The organism is Paenibacillus sp. N3.4, assembly GCF_008017805.1.
Lineage (GTDB): Bacteria > Bacillota > Bacilli > Paenibacillales > NBRC-103111 > Paenibacillus_E.
In genome coordinates this window covers 20,785-39,300 of sequence record NZ_VRTT01000036.1, presented here as the reverse complement: position 1 = coordinate 39,300, position 18,516 = coordinate 20,785, and the positions used below count along the sequence as shown (strand labels likewise).

14 protein-coding genes and 1 pseudogene are annotated in these 18,516 nt (G+C 46.6%); 11 read left to right on the top strand and 4 right to left on the bottom strand.

Going from position 1 to position 18,516, the window contains the following annotated elements; genetic code table 11:
• Window positions 1-15: 15 nt before the first annotated feature.
• The 11 genes and pseudogenes from FU659_RS18645 to FU659_RS18600 all read left to right on the top strand — a co-directional run bounded on the left by FU659_RS18645 (window position 16) and on the right by FU659_RS18600 (window position 14,150).
• Window positions 16-804, top strand: a complete 789-nt coding sequence (locus FU659_RS18645) for an SWIM zinc finger family protein (protein WP_147948953.1) — start codon at window positions 16-18, stop codon at window positions 802-804.
• A 275-nt stretch (window positions 805-1,079) separates the two neighbouring features.
• Entirely contained in the window at window positions 1,080-1,247 is a 168-nt protein-coding gene (locus FU659_RS36420; RefSeq protein ID WP_222708576.1) for a hypothetical protein, read from the top strand.
• A gap of 433 nt (window positions 1,248-1,680) precedes the next feature.
• Window positions 1,681-3,546 carry a 3D-(3,5/4)-trihydroxycyclohexane-1,2-dione acylhydrolase (decyclizing) gene (gene iolD / locus FU659_RS18640; RefSeq protein ID WP_147948952.1) on the top strand — a complete coding sequence of 622 codons (1,866 nt, stop codon included), beginning with the start codon at window positions 1,681-1,683 and terminating at the stop codon, window positions 3,544-3,546.
• 21 nt (window positions 3,547-3,567) lie between these two features.
• On the top strand, window positions 3,568-4,491 hold the full coding sequence (gene iolE, locus FU659_RS18635; RefSeq protein WP_147948951.1) for a myo-inosose-2 dehydratase: 924 nt from the start codon (window positions 3,568-3,570) through the stop codon (window positions 4,489-4,491).
• On the top strand, window positions 4,488-5,498 hold the full coding sequence (iolC, locus tag FU659_RS18630; RefSeq protein WP_147948950.1) for a 5-dehydro-2-deoxygluconokinase: 1,011 nt from the start codon (window positions 4,488-4,490) through the stop codon (window positions 5,496-5,498). The genes iolE and iolC overlap by 4 nt, the downstream gene beginning before the upstream one ends.
• 59 nt (window positions 5,499-5,557) lie before the next feature.
• Entirely contained in the window at window positions 5,558-7,003 is a 1,446-nt protein-coding gene (locus FU659_RS18625) for a CoA-acylating methylmalonate-semialdehyde dehydrogenase (RefSeq protein ID WP_147948949.1), read from the top strand.
• 38 nt (window positions 7,004-7,041) lie between these two features.
• Entirely contained in the window at window positions 7,042-7,923 is an 882-nt protein-coding gene (fba, locus tag FU659_RS18620; protein ID WP_147948948.1) for a class II fructose-1,6-bisphosphate aldolase, read from the top strand.
• Window positions 7,920-8,963 (top strand): inositol 2-dehydrogenase, encoded by a 1,044-nt coding sequence (gene iolG, locus FU659_RS18615; RefSeq protein WP_147948947.1) that lies wholly within the window; start codon window positions 7,920-7,922, stop codon window positions 8,961-8,963. Before fba ends, iolG begins: the two co-directional genes overlap by 4 nt.
• A gap of 16 nt (window positions 8,964-8,979) precedes the next feature.
• Window positions 8,980-9,797 (top strand): annotated as a pseudogene (iolB, locus tag FU659_RS18610) (5-deoxy-glucuronate isomerase).
• A gap of 93 nt (window positions 9,798-9,890) precedes the next feature.
• Window positions 9,891-10,901 (top strand): LacI family DNA-binding transcriptional regulator, encoded by a 1,011-nt coding sequence (locus FU659_RS18605; RefSeq protein WP_147948967.1) that lies wholly within the window; start codon window positions 9,891-9,893, stop codon window positions 10,899-10,901.
• Between the two features lie 1,038 nt (window positions 10,902-11,939).
• A complete protein-coding gene (locus FU659_RS18600; RefSeq protein ID WP_147948966.1) occupies window positions 11,940-14,150 on the top strand; it encodes a bifunctional 2',3'-cyclic-nucleotide 2'-phosphodiesterase/3'-nucleotidase in 2,211 nt (736 codons plus the stop codon).
• Window positions 14,151-14,203: 53 nt separating this feature from the next.
• Here the strand turns inward: FU659_RS18600 and FU659_RS18595 are convergent, their stop codons facing one another.
• The 4 genes from FU659_RS18595 to deoB are packed head-to-tail and all read right to left on the bottom strand — an operon-like array spanning window position 14,204 to window position 18,359.
• A complete protein-coding gene (locus tag FU659_RS18595; RefSeq protein WP_147948946.1) occupies window positions 14,204-15,505 on the bottom strand; it encodes a pyrimidine-nucleoside phosphorylase in 1,302 nt (433 codons plus the stop codon).
• 1 nt (window position 15,506) lies between these two features.
• On the bottom strand, window positions 15,507-16,331 hold the full coding sequence (locus tag FU659_RS18590) for a purine-nucleoside phosphorylase (protein ID WP_147948945.1): 825 nt from the start codon (window positions 16,329-16,331) through the stop codon (window positions 15,507-15,509).
• Window positions 16,332-16,351: 20 nt separating this feature from the next.
• Complete coding sequence (locus FU659_RS18585) at window positions 16,352-17,170, bottom strand: purine-nucleoside phosphorylase (RefSeq protein WP_147948944.1); 819 nt, start codon at window positions 17,168-17,170, stop codon at window positions 16,352-16,354.
• Between the two features lie 10 nt (window positions 17,171-17,180).
• The gene (gene deoB / locus FU659_RS18580; RefSeq protein WP_261807904.1) at window positions 17,181-18,359 is read right to left on the bottom strand and encodes a phosphopentomutase; all 1,179 of its coding nucleotides are present in this window, start codon (window positions 18,357-18,359) and stop codon (window positions 17,181-17,183) included.
• Window positions 18,360-18,516: the final 157 nt, after the last annotated feature.

The window sequence follows — 18,516 nt, the reverse complement described above, 5'->3', positions numbered from 1 at the left end:
AGAGGAGAGAACGTCATGGCATTTTACAATTCATTTCCGGAGTATGTTCCTGTTGCAGAGAGGAAGAAAAAGGCTGAGAAGGCGATTGAGAAGCTGAAAAAGAAAAATCCGAATTTAGCGCCTGTACTCATCGCAGGAAGAACGATAACGAGAACGTGGTGGGGCAAGTCATGGAGCGATAATTTGGAGAGTTACTCTGATTATTCCAATCGAATAGATCGGGGCCGCAGCTATGTTCGGCATGGAGCCGTGCTTGATCTGCAAATTACGCAGGGAAAAATAACGGCCCTTGTTCAAGGAAGCACAACAAAGCCATATACGGTGGAAATTACGATAGCTCCTCTCTCTAAGGAAACTTGGGAAGCAGTGGTCAAGGAATGTGTGGGGAAAATCGATTCCTTGCAGGAACTTATAGCGGGTAAATTGCCTAAAGCCCTTTCTGAACTTTTTACGCTAAAGGGAAAAGGTTTGTTTCCCGCCCCTAAAGAAATATCTTTATCATGCAGCTGTCCAGATTCAGCGAAAATGTGCAAACATGTGGCTGCGACACTGTATGGTGTTGGTGCTCGATTTGACGAGCAGTCTACTTTGTTTTTTGAATTGCGAAGCATCAAAATGGAAGATCTCATTACGCTATCCATCACTCAGAAATCAAAATCCTTGCTTGAAAAATCCCAAGGAAGAGGGCGTCGCATAATGGCTGACGTGGACATTTCCGACGTGTTCGGCATCGATGTGGATTTGGGAGAAGTGAAGGAAAACAATGATGGAGAAGTGAAGAAGAAATCAAGGCGGAAAACGTAGTGTTTCTATTACATGAGCTGTTCTTCTGATTCTGTGTAAGAGATCTGGCGCTAGCATCGAAAGAATCTTGGCCGCAGCCTTCAGTTCATCCAAAGATCAACAAACAATACAGCTGTTATTCGGGCAATAAACTCAAAATCTTTCAAATCGGGATAAAAACCGATTGAGCGATTTTTTGAATTCTTAGGGCTTTAGAAACATCTGAATTTGGTTAAAAACAGGCTCATCGTTAGAATCAGCTTGATTTTTATCAATCAAGGTACGAATGGCACCATGTGAATTCTGATCCGCCCGTCTTGATTGCGTTGATAGAACGATTAGATAAGCAAACGGACTCAGCAGACGTTATTTGCTCTTTCAACCTTGCAAATCGCATGTTTGTGGACACACGTTCCGTTATGGGCGTTGAAATTATAGACATCGGCTCCTTTTCGCTTGAATAACGGCGCTGGTGTCCGTTGAGTTTTCCTATAGGGTACTCAAGACGACAATAACGGCTCCTCAGTCCTTTCATCTTCCTAGGCGTATAGCTCCAACATAAAAAACGGCAAAACATGCGAGCAGCTTTGTGTTTAGCCGTTTTTTATCTATTGAGCCAATAGAGCGTGCCAAAATTTTTCCCAAACAGTATTGAAGGAATGACAATCATGTTGTAATATGAGATTAAGCGCTTAATCCATTTCTTAACCTCATGGGTTTGAAAGCAAAAACATGACAGAAAAGATCTACATATTTTAAATAATTAGTTAGCAGTATTATTTTTTTAAGTTAAGGTAAAGCGCTTAACCTAAAATTATCTGGGAGTACGATCACAATCTGGGAGTACGTTCACATCTGCTTTCATAATTTATTCTGCAAAGGGAGGCTTCATTGAATATGGCTACGATTCGTCTCACGATGGCACAGGCATTGTTAAAGTTTTTGGATCAACAATTTATTTCGGTAGATGGGCATGAAATAAAGTTCGTTCAGGGCGTCATGGGGATTTTTGGACATGGCAACGTGACTGGAATCGGTGAAGCTTTGGAACGAAGCGCTGGGGATTTGAATTTTATCCAGGGTAAAAACGAGCAAGGGATGGTTCACGCTGCAGCTGCTTTTGCCAAGCAAAACAACCGCAAGCAGATTTATGCCTGCACGACCTCGATTGGACCGGGCGCTTTGAACATGGTGACGGCGGCGGCAACGGCGACGGTCAATCGGATACCGGTGCTTTTGCTGCCGGGAGACAACTTTGCTTCCAGACAGCCGGATCCTGTGTTGCAGCAATTAGAAGTGCCCGGTGATTATACCATTTCGGCAACGGATGCTTTTAAAGCGGTAAGTAAGTATTGGGACCGCATTGTCAGACCGGAGCAATTGATGACGGCTGCGCTTCAAGCCATGCGTGTGCTCACAGACCCGGCCGAGATGGGAGCGGTTACACTGGCTTTGCCGCAAGATGTGCAGGCTGAGGCTTACGATTATCCGCTTTCCTTTTTTGATAAAAGAGTGCATACGATCGATCGCCGTCCACCGGCAGCGGATGCCGTTAAGCGAGCCGCTAAGCTGATCTTGGAAAAGAAAAAGCCGCTCATTATCGCAGGCGGCGGCGTGCTGTATGCGGTAGCCTCCAAGGAGCTTGCGGCATTTGCCGAAGCATTCGGTATTCCTGTAGCAGAGACGCAGGCGGGTAAAAGCTCATTGCCTTGGAATCATCCCTTGCAAGTTGGGGCTGTTGGGGTAACCGGCACTTTGGCAGCAAACCTGATTGCTAAAGATGCGGATTTAATCATCGGCGTCGGGACAAGGTATTCAGATTTCACGACATCCTCGAAGTCGGCGTTTGGTCATCCCGATGTGCAGTTCGTCAATCTGAATATCAGCAGCTTTGATTCAGCGAAGCTAAATGGTGTTTCGGTCACAGCAGATGCGAAGGAAGGGCTTCGGGAGCTGCTAGCTGCATTGACAGCAGCGGGTTATGCAAGCGGGTATGCGGCTGAGGAGATCAGCTCATTGAAAAAGCAGTGGGACGATGAGGTTGATCGCTTGTATGCTATGGAGCATTCGGAGGGGCTTTCTCAGACTCGGGCGCTAGGTGTCATTAACGAGAACATCGGAGCTTCAGCGGTGATAGTAGCCGCAGCGGGCAGCCTTCCCGGGGATCTGCACCGACTTTGGAGATCCGAACAGCCCAAAACGTACCATATGGAATATGGTTTCTCCTGCATGGGCTATGAGATTGCCGGCGCTTTTGGAGCAGCGCTTGCTGAGCCGGAACGCGACACCTATGCGGTGTTGGGAGACGGCAGTTATTTGATGCTTCACTCCGAGCTGGTTACGAGCTTGCAGGAAGGCCGTAAGATTACGGTGCTGTTGTTCGACAATCATGGCTTCCAATGCATTCACAATCTGCAAAGAGGACATGGCAGCGACGGGTTCGGCAATGAGTTCCGTTACCGCTCCAAGGAAACGAATGGACTGACGGGCGGCTATATGCCAATTGATTTTGCGGCACATGCTCGCAGCTTAGGGGCGAAGGCCTACAAAGTGGGTACGGCAGAGGAGCTGAGGGAAGCCTTGCTTCTGGCTAAACAAGAAACGGTTACAACGTTGATTGAAATATCCGTTGTTCCCGGCACGAATACAGGAGGTTACGAGTCATGGTGGCATGTAGGTGTGCCGGAAGTGTCCGTAAGCGAAAATGTCGTTGAAGCCAGCCAAAAGATGAAGGCTCGCGTTCAGAGCGCAAGAAGCATTTAACGAGAAAAGAGGAGGACTTGCATGCTACAGCAGTTGCCGTTCAAATTAGGGATTCATCCGATAAACTGGGTTGGCGAAGATGTGAAGGAACATGGTAACGATACGACTTTTGAGCAAATCGTAAATGAGATTGAAGCCTTGGGACTGACAGGTACGGAGATGGGACGCAAATATCCGACGGACCCTGCGGTGTTGAAGAAAGAGTTAGCCCAAAAAGGCATACAATTGGTCTCTCAGTGGAAATCGGTCCTTTTTTCAGACCCGTCCTACAGGGAGAGCGAACTACAGGCATACCGCAAGCATGTGGAGTTCTTAAAAGAAATGGGCAGCAAGGTCATTAGTACGTGCGAGGTGGGAGGTTCTCTGCATTTTGATCCGCGCCGCACGCCTAACGAGAAGGAAGTGCTGCATCTGGACGAAGCGGGCTGGCAAAGCCTGGCTGAAGGACTGAACGCTGCCGGAGCCATCGCCAAGGAGCATGGCTTAAAGCTGACTTACCATCACCATGGCGGCACGGTTGTGGAAAGCCCTGAAGAAATTGACAAGCTCATGGAGCTGACAGATCCCAATCTTGTGTATCTTCTCTTTGATACCGGTCATACGTATTACGGAGGCGGAGATCCGCTAACGGTTTTGCGTAAGTATTATGACCGGATCGCATATATCCATTTGAAGGATATTCGTCAAGATGTCCTTGAGCAAACGCGCACTGAGCATGCGGACTTTGTTACTTGCATTCGCAGAGGTGTGTTTACAGTTCCGGGGGACGGATGTCTGGATTTCCAACCTATTTTTTCCGAGCTGATACAACAAGGTTATAACGGGTGGGCGATTCTGGAAGGCGAGCAAGATCCAGCGGAGCATCCGGCTTATGAATATGCGAAAAATGCGCTTGCGCACATCGAACTCCTTATTAATCAAGGAAAGAAGGTAAATGAGCTATGACATATGTATCCTTTCCCGCGGATAAGCCTGTGGATTTTACAGCAATCGGACGACTTTGCATTGATTTGAATGCGAACGAAATTAATCGCCCCATGGAAGAAACAAGCACTTTTACAAAGTATGTAGGGGGATCTCCGGCTAACATCGCCATCGGGATGTCGAGGCTGGGAATGAAAACTTCTTTTATCGGTAAAATTGCCAATGATCAAATGGGCCGATTTATTGCTGATTACTTGCAGCGCAATAACATCGATACGTCCAATGTGGTCACGGATTACACAGGGGCCGTGACAGGGCTTGCTTTTACGGAAATTAAAACGCCATCTGATTGCAGCATTTTGATGTACCGCGACAATGTTGCAGATCTCAACCTGATGCCGCAAGAGGTTCAGAAAGAGTTGATTGCACAAACGAAGATGTTCCTGATTTCGGGAACAGCACTAGCCAAAAGTCCGTCCAGGGAAGCGGTGTTTCAAGCTCTCCACTATGCCAAAGAGCAAGGCGCTGTCATTGTGTTTGACCTGGATTACCGTCCTTATACATGGACTTCGCCGGAAGAAACAGCGATTTATTACAATCTGGCTGCGGAAAAATGCGACATTATTTTGGGAACACGTGAAGAGTTCGATATGATGGAGCGATTTGAACAAAATCCCGAACATAGCGATCGTGTCACGGCGGCCAAATGGTTTGATTATTCGGCAAAAATCGTGATCATCAAGCATGGCAAAGAAGGCTCGATCGCTTACACGCAAGACGGCGAGAGCTTCCGCGCAAAAAGTTTTCCCGCAAAGGTGATCAAAACTTTCGGAGCAGGGGACTCTTACGCTGCCGGCTTCCTGTATGGTTTGATGCAGGGCTGGACGCTTGAAACCTCAATGGAATTTGGAAGCGCGGCAGCTTGTATCGTCATTTCCAGCCATAGCTGCTCAGACGCAATGCCTTCGGCAGATCAGGTCCATGACTATATTGCACGCTGCAACCGCGGTGAAATTACCGCTTCTTAGAAAAAATTTCGGACAACTAGATCAGCTAATAATCACATAACTGAGAGGGGAACACCACAATGACACAACTATTGAAAAATTGGATCGGTGGCGCTTGGGTTGATTCCGTATCCACAAAAAACGAGCCTGTAGTTAACCCAGCTACGGAAGAAGTATTGGCCTATGTGCCCATGTCCGTTCAGGAAGATGTAGACCGCGCTGTTGAAAACGCGAAGCAAGCTTTTGTGCAATGGAGCCGTACGCCGGTTCCGCGCAGAGCGAGAATTTTGTTCAAATACCAGCAATTGCTTGTCGACCACTGGGAAGAGTTGGCGAGGCTGGTCACGATGGAAAACGGCAAAAGCTACAGCGAAGCTTATGGTGAAGTGCTGCGCGGAATCGAGTGCGTGGAATTTGCGGCTGGTGCTCCAACGCTCATGATGGGCAAGCAGCTGCCTGATATTGCCTCTAACTTGGAATCCGGTATGTACCGATATCCGGTTGGCGTTGTCGGCGGCATTACGCCATTCAACTTCCCGATGATGGTCCCTTGTTGGATGTTCCCGCTCGCTATTGCCTGCGGCAACACGTTCGTGATGAAGCCGTCCGAACGCACCCCGCTGCTGGCTAACCGTCTTGCGGAACTGTTCAAAGAAGCCGGATTGCCTGATGGCGTGTTCAATATTGTTCACGGCGCTCATGAAGTCGTGAATGGCATTTTGGAGCATAAAGAAATTAAAGCCGTTTCTTTCGTAGGCTCTCAGCCTGTAGCGGAGTACGTCTACAAAACGGCATCTGCCCACGGCAAGCGTGTGCAGGCGTTGGCCGGTGCGAAAAATCACTCCATCGTCATGCCGGATGCGGATTTGGATCTGACGGTTAAAGAGATCATCAATGCTTCGTTCGGTTCGGCAGGCGAGCGCTGTATGGCGTGCTCCGTAGTTGTCGCTGTAGGCGAGATCGGAGATACGCTGGTGAACAGGCTGATGGAAGCTGCTAATCAAATCACGATTGGAAACGGCTCGGAAGACGGAATCTTCCTCGGCCCTGTCATTCGCGGTTCACATAAAGAACGGACATTGAAATATATTGAAATCGGTGAAAACGAAGGCGCAATCCTGCTTCGTGATGGGCGTAAAGACGCTGCGTCAAGCGGAGAGGGATACTTTGTGGGACCCACTATTTTTGATCACGTACAAGGCGGCATGAAAATTTGGGAAGACGAAATTTTTGCTCCTGTCTTGTCCATCGTCAGAGTGGACACCCTGGAAGAGGCTATCGATCTTGCCAATCGTTCGGAGTTGGCTAATGGCGCTTGCTTGTTCACAAAAAGCGGCGGAAATGTCCGTCAATTCCGCGAAACGATTGATGCGGGCATGTTAGGTGTTAATCTTGGCGTACCTGCACCAATGGCCTTTTTCCCATTCTCCGGTTGGAAAAAATCGTTTTACGGCGACCTCCATGCGAACGGCACGGATGGTGTGGAATTCTACACGCGCAAGAAAATGGTTACAACCCGCTGGTAGTCGGGATATAAAGCCGGAATATGAAGGAGTTCACCCATATGGCACTAGTTTCTATGAAAGAAATGATGCTTAAGGCATTGGATGAAGGCTATGCAGTCGGACAGTTTAATCTGAACAATCTGGAATTTACGCAAGCGATTCTTCGTGCTGCGCAAGAGGAACAGTCGCCCGTCATTCTGGGAGTAAGCGAAGCTTATATTCCGTATATGGGCGGACTTCCCACTATCGCAGGAATGGTCAAGTCGCTGATCGAGCATTATGGCATTACCGTGCCTGTAGCGCTGCATTTGGACCACGGTTCAACGTATGAGGTCTGCATTCAGGCGCTGCATGCCGGTTTTACCTCGGTGATGATTGATGATTCTCACCATCCTCTGGAGCACAACATTGAAGTGACCAAACGCGTCACAGAGGTGGCTCATGTGCTGGGCGCTTCCGTAGAAGCAGAGCTTGGAAGAATCACAGGGCGGGAAGACGATCTGGTCGTAGACGAAGCCGAGGGCATGTACGCTGTGGTAGAGGAATGCGTTCAATTCGTGCGTGAGACTGGCATCGACTGTCTTGCGCCAGCGCTAGGCTCTGTTCATGGTCCATATCGCGGCCAGCCTAAGCTTGGATTCGACCGAATGGGTGAAATTCAGAGACAAACTGGATTACCATTGGTGCTTCACGGCGGCAGCGGTCTGCCGGACGATGAAATCCGCAGGGCCATTTCGCTCGGAAGCTGCAAGATTAATGTGAATACAGATAATCAAATGGCGTGTACGGAAGCCATCCGCAGTTTCCTTAACGAGAATCCTCATGCGTACGATCCGCGGAATTATTTAATCCCTGCGGGGAAGGCGATTCAAGCTATGGTGCAAAAGAAAATGAAGTTGTTTGGAAGCTCAGGAAAAGCGGGAGGTCATGTAGGATCATGAAGACGATCAGAATTGGTATGATAGGCGCAGGCAGAATCGGTAAAATTCATGCGGATAATTTGCTTCGGTTGCCGCAGGTGCAAATTGTTGCAATAAGCGACCTGTTCGCGGGACCTGAATTGGAAGCATGGGCTGCTGTGAGAGGAATTAATCAAATAACAACCGACAGCAATGACATTATGGCGAACCCTGATATTGACGCGGTATTTATCTGCTCATCTACGGATACTCATGTTCCGCTTATTATACAAGCCGCTGCCGCTGGCAAGCACATTTTCTGTGAAAAGCCGATCAGTATGGATATTCGCCAAACCCAAGAAGCGCTTAAAGCTGTTGCAGATGCGGGTGTTAAGCTGCAAATCGGATTTAACCGACGGTTTGACCACAATTTCAAACGTGTGCGTGAGCTTGTACAGAACGGGACTGTCGGCGAACCGCATATCATTAAAATTACGTCCCGTGATCCCAATCCTCCGCATGAGGATTACATTAAGGTATCCGGCGGCATTTTCAAGGATATGATGATTCATGACTTTGATATGGCACGTTATGTGTCAGGCAGCGAGATTGAAGAGGTATATGCTCATGGGAACGTACTGATTAATCTTGCTTTCGCAACTCATGGGGACTTGGATACAGCAATTGCAACGCTTCGTTTTAAGAATGGCGCCATCGGCGTCATCGATAACAGCCGTCAAGCGGTTTACGGCTATGATCAACGTGTAGAAGTATTTGGGTCAAAAGGCAGCGTGGGCATTACGAACGATCACCCGAATACAGCAGAAATCAGCACAGCTGAGGGAATTACGCGCGATAAACCACTGAACTTTTTCTTGGAAAGATATAACGAAGCTTACGTGGAAGAAACGAAATTGTTCATCACATGCATTTTACAAGATCAACAAGTGCCCGTAGACGGGAATGACGGATTTCAAGCAGAGTTAACGGCATTAGCAGCCAACTTGTCCGTACAGCTGAAAAGACCTGTAAAACTGGCCGAAGCGCTTGAACTTTCGATTCAACAGTCTGTAAAAGCCTAGGGAGGTTAGCACTGCGATGGCGGATTTAATTGTACCGGCAAAAACGATACCCGATGATAGGGGCAATGTCCTTGAGATTACTCCTGATTCCGCAGATTGGAGTTATGTCGGATTTCAAGTATTTAACCTGCAAGCAGGACAATCTTTGCGCAATGAGACCGGAGATCAGGAAGTATGTCTGGTTTTAATAAGCGGAAAAGCAAATGTTTCTACCGTAAAAGAAACATGGAACGAAATTGGAAAAAGAATGGATGTATTTGAAAAAACACCTCCCTATTCCGTGTATGTGCCCAATGACGATTATTATGAGGTCACCGCTCTGACGAATCTGGAATTGGCTGTTTGCCAGGCTCCCGGAAAAGGGAATCATAAAGCGCGACTGATTTTACCGAGTGAAGTTGGCGTAGAAGTTCGCGGATATGGAAACATAGAAAGACTCGTTCATAATATTTTACCTGAAAAGGAAGCGGCAGACAGCTTATTGGTTGTAGAAGTGTTCACACCGAATGGCCATTGGTCGAGCTATCCGCCTCATAAGCATGATCGAGATGCGCTGCCGGACGAATCGCTTCTGGAAGAAACGTATTATTATCATGTAAAGCCGGAGCAAGGTTTTGCCGTTCAACGGGTTTATACGGATGAGGGAGATTTGGACGAAACCTTGATTGTACGCGATGGGCAAGCGGTGCTGGTGCCACGAGGCTATCATCCAGTATCTGCGCCGCAGGATATGACGTTTACTATCTAAACGTAATGGCAGGGCCTGTAAGAACTTGGAAATTCCATAACGATCCTGCACACGCATGGGTGATGTCGAAACCAATCGACAAATAATAGGGGAAGATATATTCTATTAGTATCCTAAATGCTTGAAGGGGGATGAGGAATCATCCCTTTTCAGCATTGCCAATGAATGAGGAATTAATGATGAAGGCTACCATTTATGATGTGGCTCGAGAAGCCGGAGTTTCGATTGCCACCGTTTCCAATGCGGTTAATGGCAAGGGCAAGCTTAGCAAAAAGAGACGCGACGAAATTTTTAAAATTATGGAGCGGCTGCAATATCAGCCTAGTGTGATAGCGGCTGCATTAACAGGAAAAAAGACATTTACGATTGGACTGCTTCTCCCTGATATCTCGAATCCATTTTTTGCGGAGATTGCCCGCGCCGTTGAGGATCAGGGACGTCATCGCGGTTATAGCGTTATCATTTGCAGTACCGACAATCAAGACGAGCGAGCTGAGAAATATTTGGCCTTGCTGGAGCAAAAAAGTGTAGATGGGATTATTATCGGCACGGGGATTGAAAACACGGAGATATTGAGCCGACTTCTTGCCAAATCGATTCCGGTTGCGATGATCGCAAGGGAGGTCTCTTCGGAATCGGTTCACACTGTTGTCGTCGATGATTTTTTTGGCGGGGCACATGCGGCCAAACATCTGCTTGAGCTTGGCCACGCCAGCTTTGCGATATTGTCGGAAAGCAGCAAGGTTAGCAGCAGCCGCGAAAGGGTGAGGGGCTTCAAGCAAGCTCTGAAAGACGAAGGGCTTTCCTTCATCGATGAAAATTTGAGGATTTGCGATTATAAAATGGAAGACGGCAAAAGAAAAGCATTGGAGCTGTTTCAACAAGCGAATCGTCCTACCGCTTTATTTTGCTGCAACGATATGTTGGCGGTCGGTGCACTCCAAGCTGCTAAAGAACTGGGGATTCAAATTCCAAAGGACCTTTCGATTGTTAGTTTTGACAATACAATTCTAGCTTCCGTTACAGATCCACCGTTGACGTCCATTGCTCAACCGATGGAGCATATGGGGAAACTGGTGGTCGATCTCCTAATTCAAGAATTGGAGCAGGAGCAGATGGTGAAACAACGGATTGTGCTTCGGCCGGAGTTAGTTGTTCGGGAATCGACGTCTGTCCGAGCAAACGCTTAGGGATGCCTCTGCCAACCCATCGATTCAGACGGGGATGAAGGACATGGAGCTTTCGAATATGCATATGCAGGATTATTACTATGACAGTCAGGCTGTAAACACGCAGACAGTTTCTGCTGTATCTCCAATGTGGATCTGGTCTACACGAACACTAAATTATTAGGGATTGGCCCATTCGGTGGAACCTGAAGTGAACAAAAAGTAACCGTATGCGTGGTATTCGAATCATTCGTAAAATTCCAAAAATCAACGATTTGGTTATTTGTGGTCGTTCCATAATTTAAATTCGTGCTGCTAATATACGTGTTAGTCGTGCTATAACCATTCACATTGGGATTCTCATAGATGTCTGCCCACGCAGACGCAGCACCCGTTAGGAGAAATGCAAGAGACGCAGCTGTCAGTAAATCGTAATGAATATTACGAAGTATGCAAACTACATCAACCTATTGTCCAACCACCCTCCTACCTATTCAGTAGCCTCTCGGCATTAGCCGAGGCTGATGGGACAAGGCTTCTCCTGCCCCTCATACTGCTTTCCTCCTACTTTCATAGTGAGGTTATTTTAACAGTAATCGGAACAATCTCCTTTTTTTGCTTCAGATATTTTTACATATTGGTAAAGTGTTGATAATATTTTAATATATGAACAATTGTTACTTTTTTATTTTAAATAAATTTCAGTTCGTTGACGATTATGAAGTATATTATCGAAGGGGATTCGCTAGTCGAGGATTAATTAGGTTAATATTGGTTAATTTTTTGGAAAAGTATTTACAATAACAATAACTTTGTCTTATATTTAGTGTATCAAATGTAAAAACTATATTTTACAAATGAACCAGTTGTAAGGAGAGGTTGATTTGAATTTATTCCTTTATGAGTGGGAGGTTGTCGATGGGAAATAGAGAGTATAAGAAATAAAGGTTTCGTCTGTCATTTAATGAACGTAGGTTAATTAATTTCAAGGAGGAATTGCATTTGAAAAAGAAAGCGCTTTATTTACGTAATGGTTTAACAGCATCCTTGACATGCGCAATGCTAGTTGCGCCAATGACCATGGCTTCAGCTGATGAAGCGAAAGGTCCTGAGCTAAAATTACGTATCATGGAAACGACGGACATTCATGCGAACATTGTGAATTACGATTATTACAAAGACAGCTCAACAGACGAGTTTGGCTTAGCGAAAACAGCAACTTTAATCAATAAGTATCGAAAAGAAGCCAAAAACAGCCTGCTTTTCGACAATGGCGATCTCCTTCAAGGGAATCCGCTTGGCGATCTCATGGCAAAAATCAAGCCGTTAAAAGACGGCGAGACTCATCCTGTATATAAAGCTATGAATCTACTTAACTATGACGCAGGGAATATCGGAAACCACGAATTTAACTATGGTCTTGATTTCTTGCAGCGCAGTCTAAAAGGCGCTAAATTTCCATATGTCAATTCCAACGTGTACATAGATGACAAAAGTGGCAAAAATTATTTTACACCTTATATTCTATTGGATCGTACTTTTGTAGATGAAAAAGGACAAGAGCAAAAATTGAAAGTCGGCGTGATCGGCTTCGTACCTCCTCAGGTTACGCAGTGGGATAAAGCTAACCTTGAAGGAAAAGTCACCGCTAAGGATATCGTTGAATCAGCTAATAAATTCGTCCCTAAAATGAAGGCAGAAGGCGCGGATATCATTGTTGCGATCGCCCATACTGGCTTTGGGACCGTTGAATCGACAGGTGGCGAAGAGAATGCGGCTTATCTATTAAGTAAAGTTCCTGGTATTGATTCGATTCTATTCGGACATGCACACGTTGTTTTCCCTGCGGATAAATTTGCTGGACCAACTGGGGTAGATTTGGCAAAAGCAGGCGTCGATATGAAGAAAGGAACAATTAACGGTGTTGCTGCAGTCGAACCAGGTTTTTGGGGAGATAATTTAGGGGTTATCGATCTTAGTTTGCAAAAGGTTGATGGCAAGTGGAAGGTTGCGGATTCACAATCCAGTGTAATTCCGATTTACGATAAAGTGAATAAAAAGCCGTTTGTCGACGCAGATCAATCAGTGCTCAATAGCGTCAAAAGTGAGCATGAAGCGACTTTGGATTATGTGAGAGGTCCAGTAGGTACTTCGACAGCACCAATTAACAGTTATTTTGCTCTGATCCAAGATGACCCTTCGATTCAGTTGGTAACTAACGCTCAAAAATGGTACGTTGAAGAACACATTCAAGGTACGGAATTAGACGGCATTCCTGTACTCTCGGCCGGAGCTCCGTTCAAAGCCGGTGGCCGCGGCGGCGTCAGCTACTACACGGATATCCCAGCTGGGAACCTTGCAGTGAAGAATATGGCTGATCTTTATGTGTATCCGAATACACTCAATGCTGTTTTGGTTACAGGAGAGCAGTTGAAAAATTGGTTAGAAATGTCAGCGGGACAATTTAACCAAATTGATCCGAATAAAGAAGGTGAACAGCCTTTAGTCAATCTCAACTTTCCAACGTATAATTTCGATGTTATTGACGGTGTAACTTATCAAATTGATGTCACACAGCCAACAAAGTACGATACAGCCGGGAAGATAAAGGATGCAAAAGCAAACCGTATTCAAAATTTGAGCTACAATGGCAAGCCCGTAGATCCTAAACAGAAATTTATCGTTGCTACGAATAACTACCGCGCAAGCGGCGGCGGTAATTTTGATGGCGCAAACGGTAAAACAATTGTGATCAGTTCTCCGGACGAGAATCGTCAAATCGTCATTGACTATATTCGTGATCATGGAACGGTTAATCCATCCGCGGATAACAACTGGTCCTTAGCGCCAATCAAGGGCAAGGCTACAGTAACGTTTGAATCTTCACCGAAAGCCATTCCATTCGCCGAGAAGCTTGACTATCTGACCTATCTCAGCACGGATAAAGAGAGCGGATTTGCCAAGTTTGCCATGAAGACGGCAAAATCCTCTGTACCAGATAAGGACTCCGTAAAACCAGAGCCAACCAAGTCAACGGATGCTCCGGCTGCACCAGCACCAACGCAACCAGTACCGGCTCAACCAGCAGCAACTCCATCTACTGATGCAGCTGCCTCGGATGAAACTTATATCGTGAAGTCAGGCGATGTTCTTTCGAGAATTGCGAAAAGCTATGGCCTAGATTGGAGAGAATTGGCAGCCTACAACAACTTGAAAAACCCGCATTTGATCTTTATTGGCCAACAAATCTTAATTCCAGGAAAGAAATAAAGCAGAAAAGTCGTGGTGCACCGATGCGGTGTACCAGACTTTTTGCATTGAAGCTATTGGACGATGTCATAAATTAAGGCAGGTTCTTCGCAGATATCGCTCTGAATGAGGAAAGCTTGCTCAATTTTCCGAGCGATCTCTGCGACATTCTCTTGGTTTGCATGGAGAATAGCAATGGTCTCTCCTTGCCGAACCGGATGCCCGACTTTCTTCGTAAGCACGACGCCAACGGCCAGATCAATGGATGACTCCTTGGTGGGTCTGCCGGCTCCCAATTGCATAGCGGCCACGCCAATTTCTTCGGCTTGAATCGCATGAATATATCCGTCAATAGGTGCGGTTACATGTATCTGATATTTGGCTTGAGGCAATTTGCTCGGATCGTCGATAACATCGCTGGTTCCGCCTTGCGCTGTAACGAACTGTTTAAGTGTCTCGAGTGCTTTGCCGCTACGAATTAACTCTTCGAGCAAACTGTAAGCTTGCTCGAAGTTGTCAGCTTTACCGCCCAGGACGACCATGTGCGCACCCAATGTCAGGACCAAGCGAGTTAAGTCTTCTGGACCTTCTCCGCGAAGTGTATCGATTGCTTCCTTAATTTCTAGGGAGTTGCCTACGGCGTAGCCGAGCGGCTGGCTCATGTCGCTGATGATCGCGACGGTATGTCTGCCGAGCTCGCGACCGATGTCCACCATAGCAGAAGCGAGTGCCTTAGCATCATCAAGTGATTTCATGAAGGCGCCAGCGCCTGTCTTTACATCCAAGACAATGGCGTCTGCGCCAGCGGCGATCTTTTTGCTCATGATCGAGCTGGCGATCAACGGGATTGAATTCACGGTTGCCGTCACATCACGGAGACCGTACAGTTTTTTGTCCGCAGGCGTTAAGTTGCCGCTCTGGCCGATAACCGCTACTTTGAACTCATTCACGTTATGAATGAATTCCTCCGCGGACAGCTCGACATGAAAACCCGGAATGGCTTCCAGCTTGTCGATTGTTCCTCCCGTGTGGCCAAGGCCTCTGCCGGACATTTTGGCTACTGGAATGCCAGCTGCCGCAACCAGAGGAGCGAGGATAATGGTTGTCGTATCCCCAACCCCTCCGGTACTATGTTTATCTACCTTAATGCCGTCAATTTGGGATAGATCAACGGTGTCCCCCGATAAGGTCATCGCCATCGTCAGGTTAGCGACTTCCTCCGATGTCATTCCTTTAAAATAGATAGCCATGGCCCATGCGGACAACTGGTAGTCCGGAATTTCTCCCTTGGTGTATCCCTCAATAATGAAATCAATCTCCGGCTTGCTTAAGACGCCACCATCTCTTTTCTTGGCAATTAGATCGACCATTCTCATCTTAGTTCACCCCGCCTGTGATTTGTTTAATAAGTGCAATGAATTTAGGTCTGGCTTCAGCGGCAACGCGCACGACTTGCTCATGTGTTAAAGGCTCAAGATGCTCTCCGATGGCCATATCCGTGATACAGGTAATGCCGACCACTTGTATGCCGCAATGATTGGCGGCTATAACTTCAGGGACTGTTGACATGCCGATTGCGTCTCCGCCGATACCAGCCAGCATCTTCAGTTCAGCCGGTGTGCAATAAGTTGGACCCGATATGCTGACATATACGCCTTGCTGCAATGGAATATTCAATTCGGCGGCTTTGGCCTCGGCCATACCTCGCAGCTTACGATTGTAGGCTTCCGACATGTCTGGGAAACGCGGTCCAAGCTCGGCGATATTTGACCCTATCAACGGATTGTCACCCGTGAAATTGATGTGATCGGTAATCAGCATGAGATCACCCGCAGCGAATGAAGGATTCATTCCACCTGCAGCGTTAGTGACAATCAGAATTTCAATCCCCAAGCGTTTCATGACATATACGGGGAAAACAACTTCCTTCATCGCGTAGCCCTCATAAAAATGAAAGCGTCCTTTCATCACAAGGACGTTTTTGCCTTGCAGTTGTCCGATGACGAGCTCCCCTGAATGGCCTTCAACTGTAGATGTAGGAAAATGGGGGATTTTCTCATAAGGAATAGCTATCGGATTCTCGACTTCATCTGCAAGTACACCCAATCCTGAGCCGAGAATCATCCCGATTTCCGGTTTTACGGTGATATGTTCACGAATATAAGAAGCGGCTTCGTCCAGTTTTATTAACCAATTATCCATAAATAAACCTCCATAGAATGTTATAGGTTAGCTACGATGGCTTTCATATATCTTAAAAAAGAATTTTTTACTAAGGCAGCAGTTTCCATGACCTCATCATGAGATAAAGGTTGAGGCAGCAGACCGGCAGCCATATTGGTGATACAGGAAATACCTAGAACATCAATATCAGCATGTCGAGCTGCAATGACCTCAGGTACGGTTGACATGCCCACAGCATCGCTGCCTAGCTTACGAAGCATTCTGATCTCCGCAGGGGTCTCATAAGCAGGGCCTGACATCATAGCATAGACGCCTTCAGCAACAGTAAGATTTTGCTCTAGAGCTACTCTTTTGGCCAATTCGATGAGCTTGGGCGAATACGGCTTCGACATATCTGGGAAGCGTACGCCAAGATGAGGGTCATTTGGACCGATCAAAGGATTGCCGAATGAGAAATTAAGATGATCATTAATAAGCATCAATTGCCCCTGACTTAATCCGGTATGCAAACCACCTGCTGCATTGGTGATAATCATTTGCCTAACGCCGAGCGCTTTCATGACCCGGACCGGAAAAGTGATCGTTTCCTGCGAATAGCCTTCATAGTAATGAAACCGGCCCTGCATCGCGACGACTTGCTTGCCCATTAATTCTCCAATAACGAGTCGCCCAGCATGTCCTTCTACCGTTGAGACTGGGAAATGGGGAATACTCTCATAAGGAATCGAAACTCCGTTAACGATTTCGTCGGCAAGCGCGCCCAGTCCTGAACCGAGGATTAAACCGATAGAGGGTCTGATATTCGTGATTAGGGGGAGGATATGTACAGCCGCTTCTAGGATCTTTGTATGATTCATGGTTGAAACCTCATTTCGTAATGGATAAGAAGCTTGCGCCGTGCAAGGGCATAGACACCTTGAAATTATCAGCAATCGTGGCTCCTACATCGGCAAAGGAATCCCGAATACCTAATGAACGGCTTTCGGTTATACCATGGTGAAAAACGAGAAGAGGCACGTATTCTCGGGTATGATCCGTTCCATGATGCGTAGGATCATTGCCGTGATCGGCTGTCAGGATTAAGAGATCAGTTTCACGAAGCTTTTCATAGATTTCGGGAAGTCTGGCATCAAATTGCTCCAGTGCTTCTCCATATCCCTGAGGATCGCGACGATGTCCATACTTAGCGTCGAAATCTACAAGATTCGTGAAGCAGAGACCTTTGAAATCGGTATCCAACGTTTGGAGAAGCTTGTCTACGCCATCCATGTTGGACTTCGTTTTTATCGATTGGGTGATGCCTTCTTCTGCGTAGATGTCTGATATTTTACCGATTCCAATAACACTGAAATCGCTTTCATGCAGGGCGTTCATAACGGTCGGTCCGAGAGGCTTGACGGAATAGTCTCTGCGGTTCGAGGTGCGTTCCCAGGACCCTGGATCACCTAGGAAGGGTCTGGCAATGATACGTCCAACGAAATACTCATCCACGAGCGTAAGTTCCCGGGCTATTTCACAAATATGGTAGAGCTCTTCAAGAGGAATAACGTTTTCGTGCGCAGCGATTTGCAACACGCTATCAGCGGATGTATACACAATGACGCCTCCCGTCTCCAGGTGAAGTCTGCCGTATTCATCCAAGATCTCTGTACCTGATGCAGGTTTATTGCCAATCACTTTTCGCCCAATTCGCTGTTCGAAAGCTTGAATGAGCGGAGTGGGAAATCCCTCGGGATAGGTTTGAAACGGTACCTCAACTTTTAACCCCATAAGCTCCCAATGTCCGGTCGTCGTATCTTTGCCTACAGATATTTCATTCATTTTGCCATAATGCCCTTTGGGTGAAGCAGATGGGGAAACTCCTTTTAAGTCTTCAATATTCCCAAGTCCGAGAGCAGCCATATTCGGTAGGTGCAAACCATGCATAGTTTCGGCGATATGTCCCAAAGTATGAGCGCCAATATCGCTATATTGGTCAGCATCAGGAAGTTCTCCAATACCTACACTATCTAATACTATAAGAAAAATGCGTTGGAAATTTGGCAATGTGTAACCTCCTTCTTCACATATTCTCATCATATCTGATCGTATGAACAAATGTAAATATTATTTTGGTCTAAATTTCAATAAAATCGAATTTAGCTTAAGATTATTGGTATCTTGCATAGATTACATTATTCGATAAGGCCGAATTCCAAATATT

Coding starts and splice junctions, on each gene's coding strand:
- FU659_RS18645 (WP_147948953.1), top strand. CDS start 16: ATGGCATTTTACAATTCATTTCCGGAGTATGTTCCTGTTGCAGAGAGG.
- iolD (WP_147948952.1), top strand. CDS start 1,681: ATGGCTACGATTCGTCTCACGATGGCACAGGCATTGTTAAAGTTTTTG.
- iolE (WP_147948951.1), top strand. CDS start 3,568: ATGCTACAGCAGTTGCCGTTCAAATTAGGGATTCATCCGATAAACTGG.
- iolC (WP_147948950.1), top strand. CDS start 4,488: ATGACATATGTATCCTTTCCCGCGGATAAGCCTGTGGATTTTACAGCA.
- FU659_RS18625 (WP_147948949.1), top strand. CDS start 5,558: ATGACACAACTATTGAAAAATTGGATCGGTGGCGCTTGGGTTGATTCC.
- fba (WP_147948948.1), top strand. CDS start 7,042: ATGGCACTAGTTTCTATGAAAGAAATGATGCTTAAGGCATTGGATGAA.
- iolG (WP_147948947.1), top strand. CDS start 7,920: ATGAAGACGATCAGAATTGGTATGATAGGCGCAGGCAGAATCGGTAAA.
- FU659_RS18605 (WP_147948967.1), top strand. CDS start 9,891: ATGAAGGCTACCATTTATGATGTGGCTCGAGAAGCCGGAGTTTCGATT.
- FU659_RS18600 (WP_147948966.1), top strand. CDS start 11,940: ATGCTAGTTGCGCCAATGACCATGGCTTCAGCTGATGAAGCGAAAGGT.
- FU659_RS18595 (WP_147948946.1), bottom strand. CDS start 15,505: ATGAGAATGGTCGATCTAATTGCCAAGAAAAGAGATGGTGGCGTCTTA.
- FU659_RS18590 (WP_147948945.1), bottom strand. CDS start 16,331: ATGGATAATTGGTTAATAAAACTGGACGAAGCCGCTTCTTATATTCGT.
- FU659_RS18585 (WP_147948944.1), bottom strand. CDS start 17,170: ATGAATCATACAAAGATCCTAGAAGCGGCTGTACATATCCTCCCCCTA.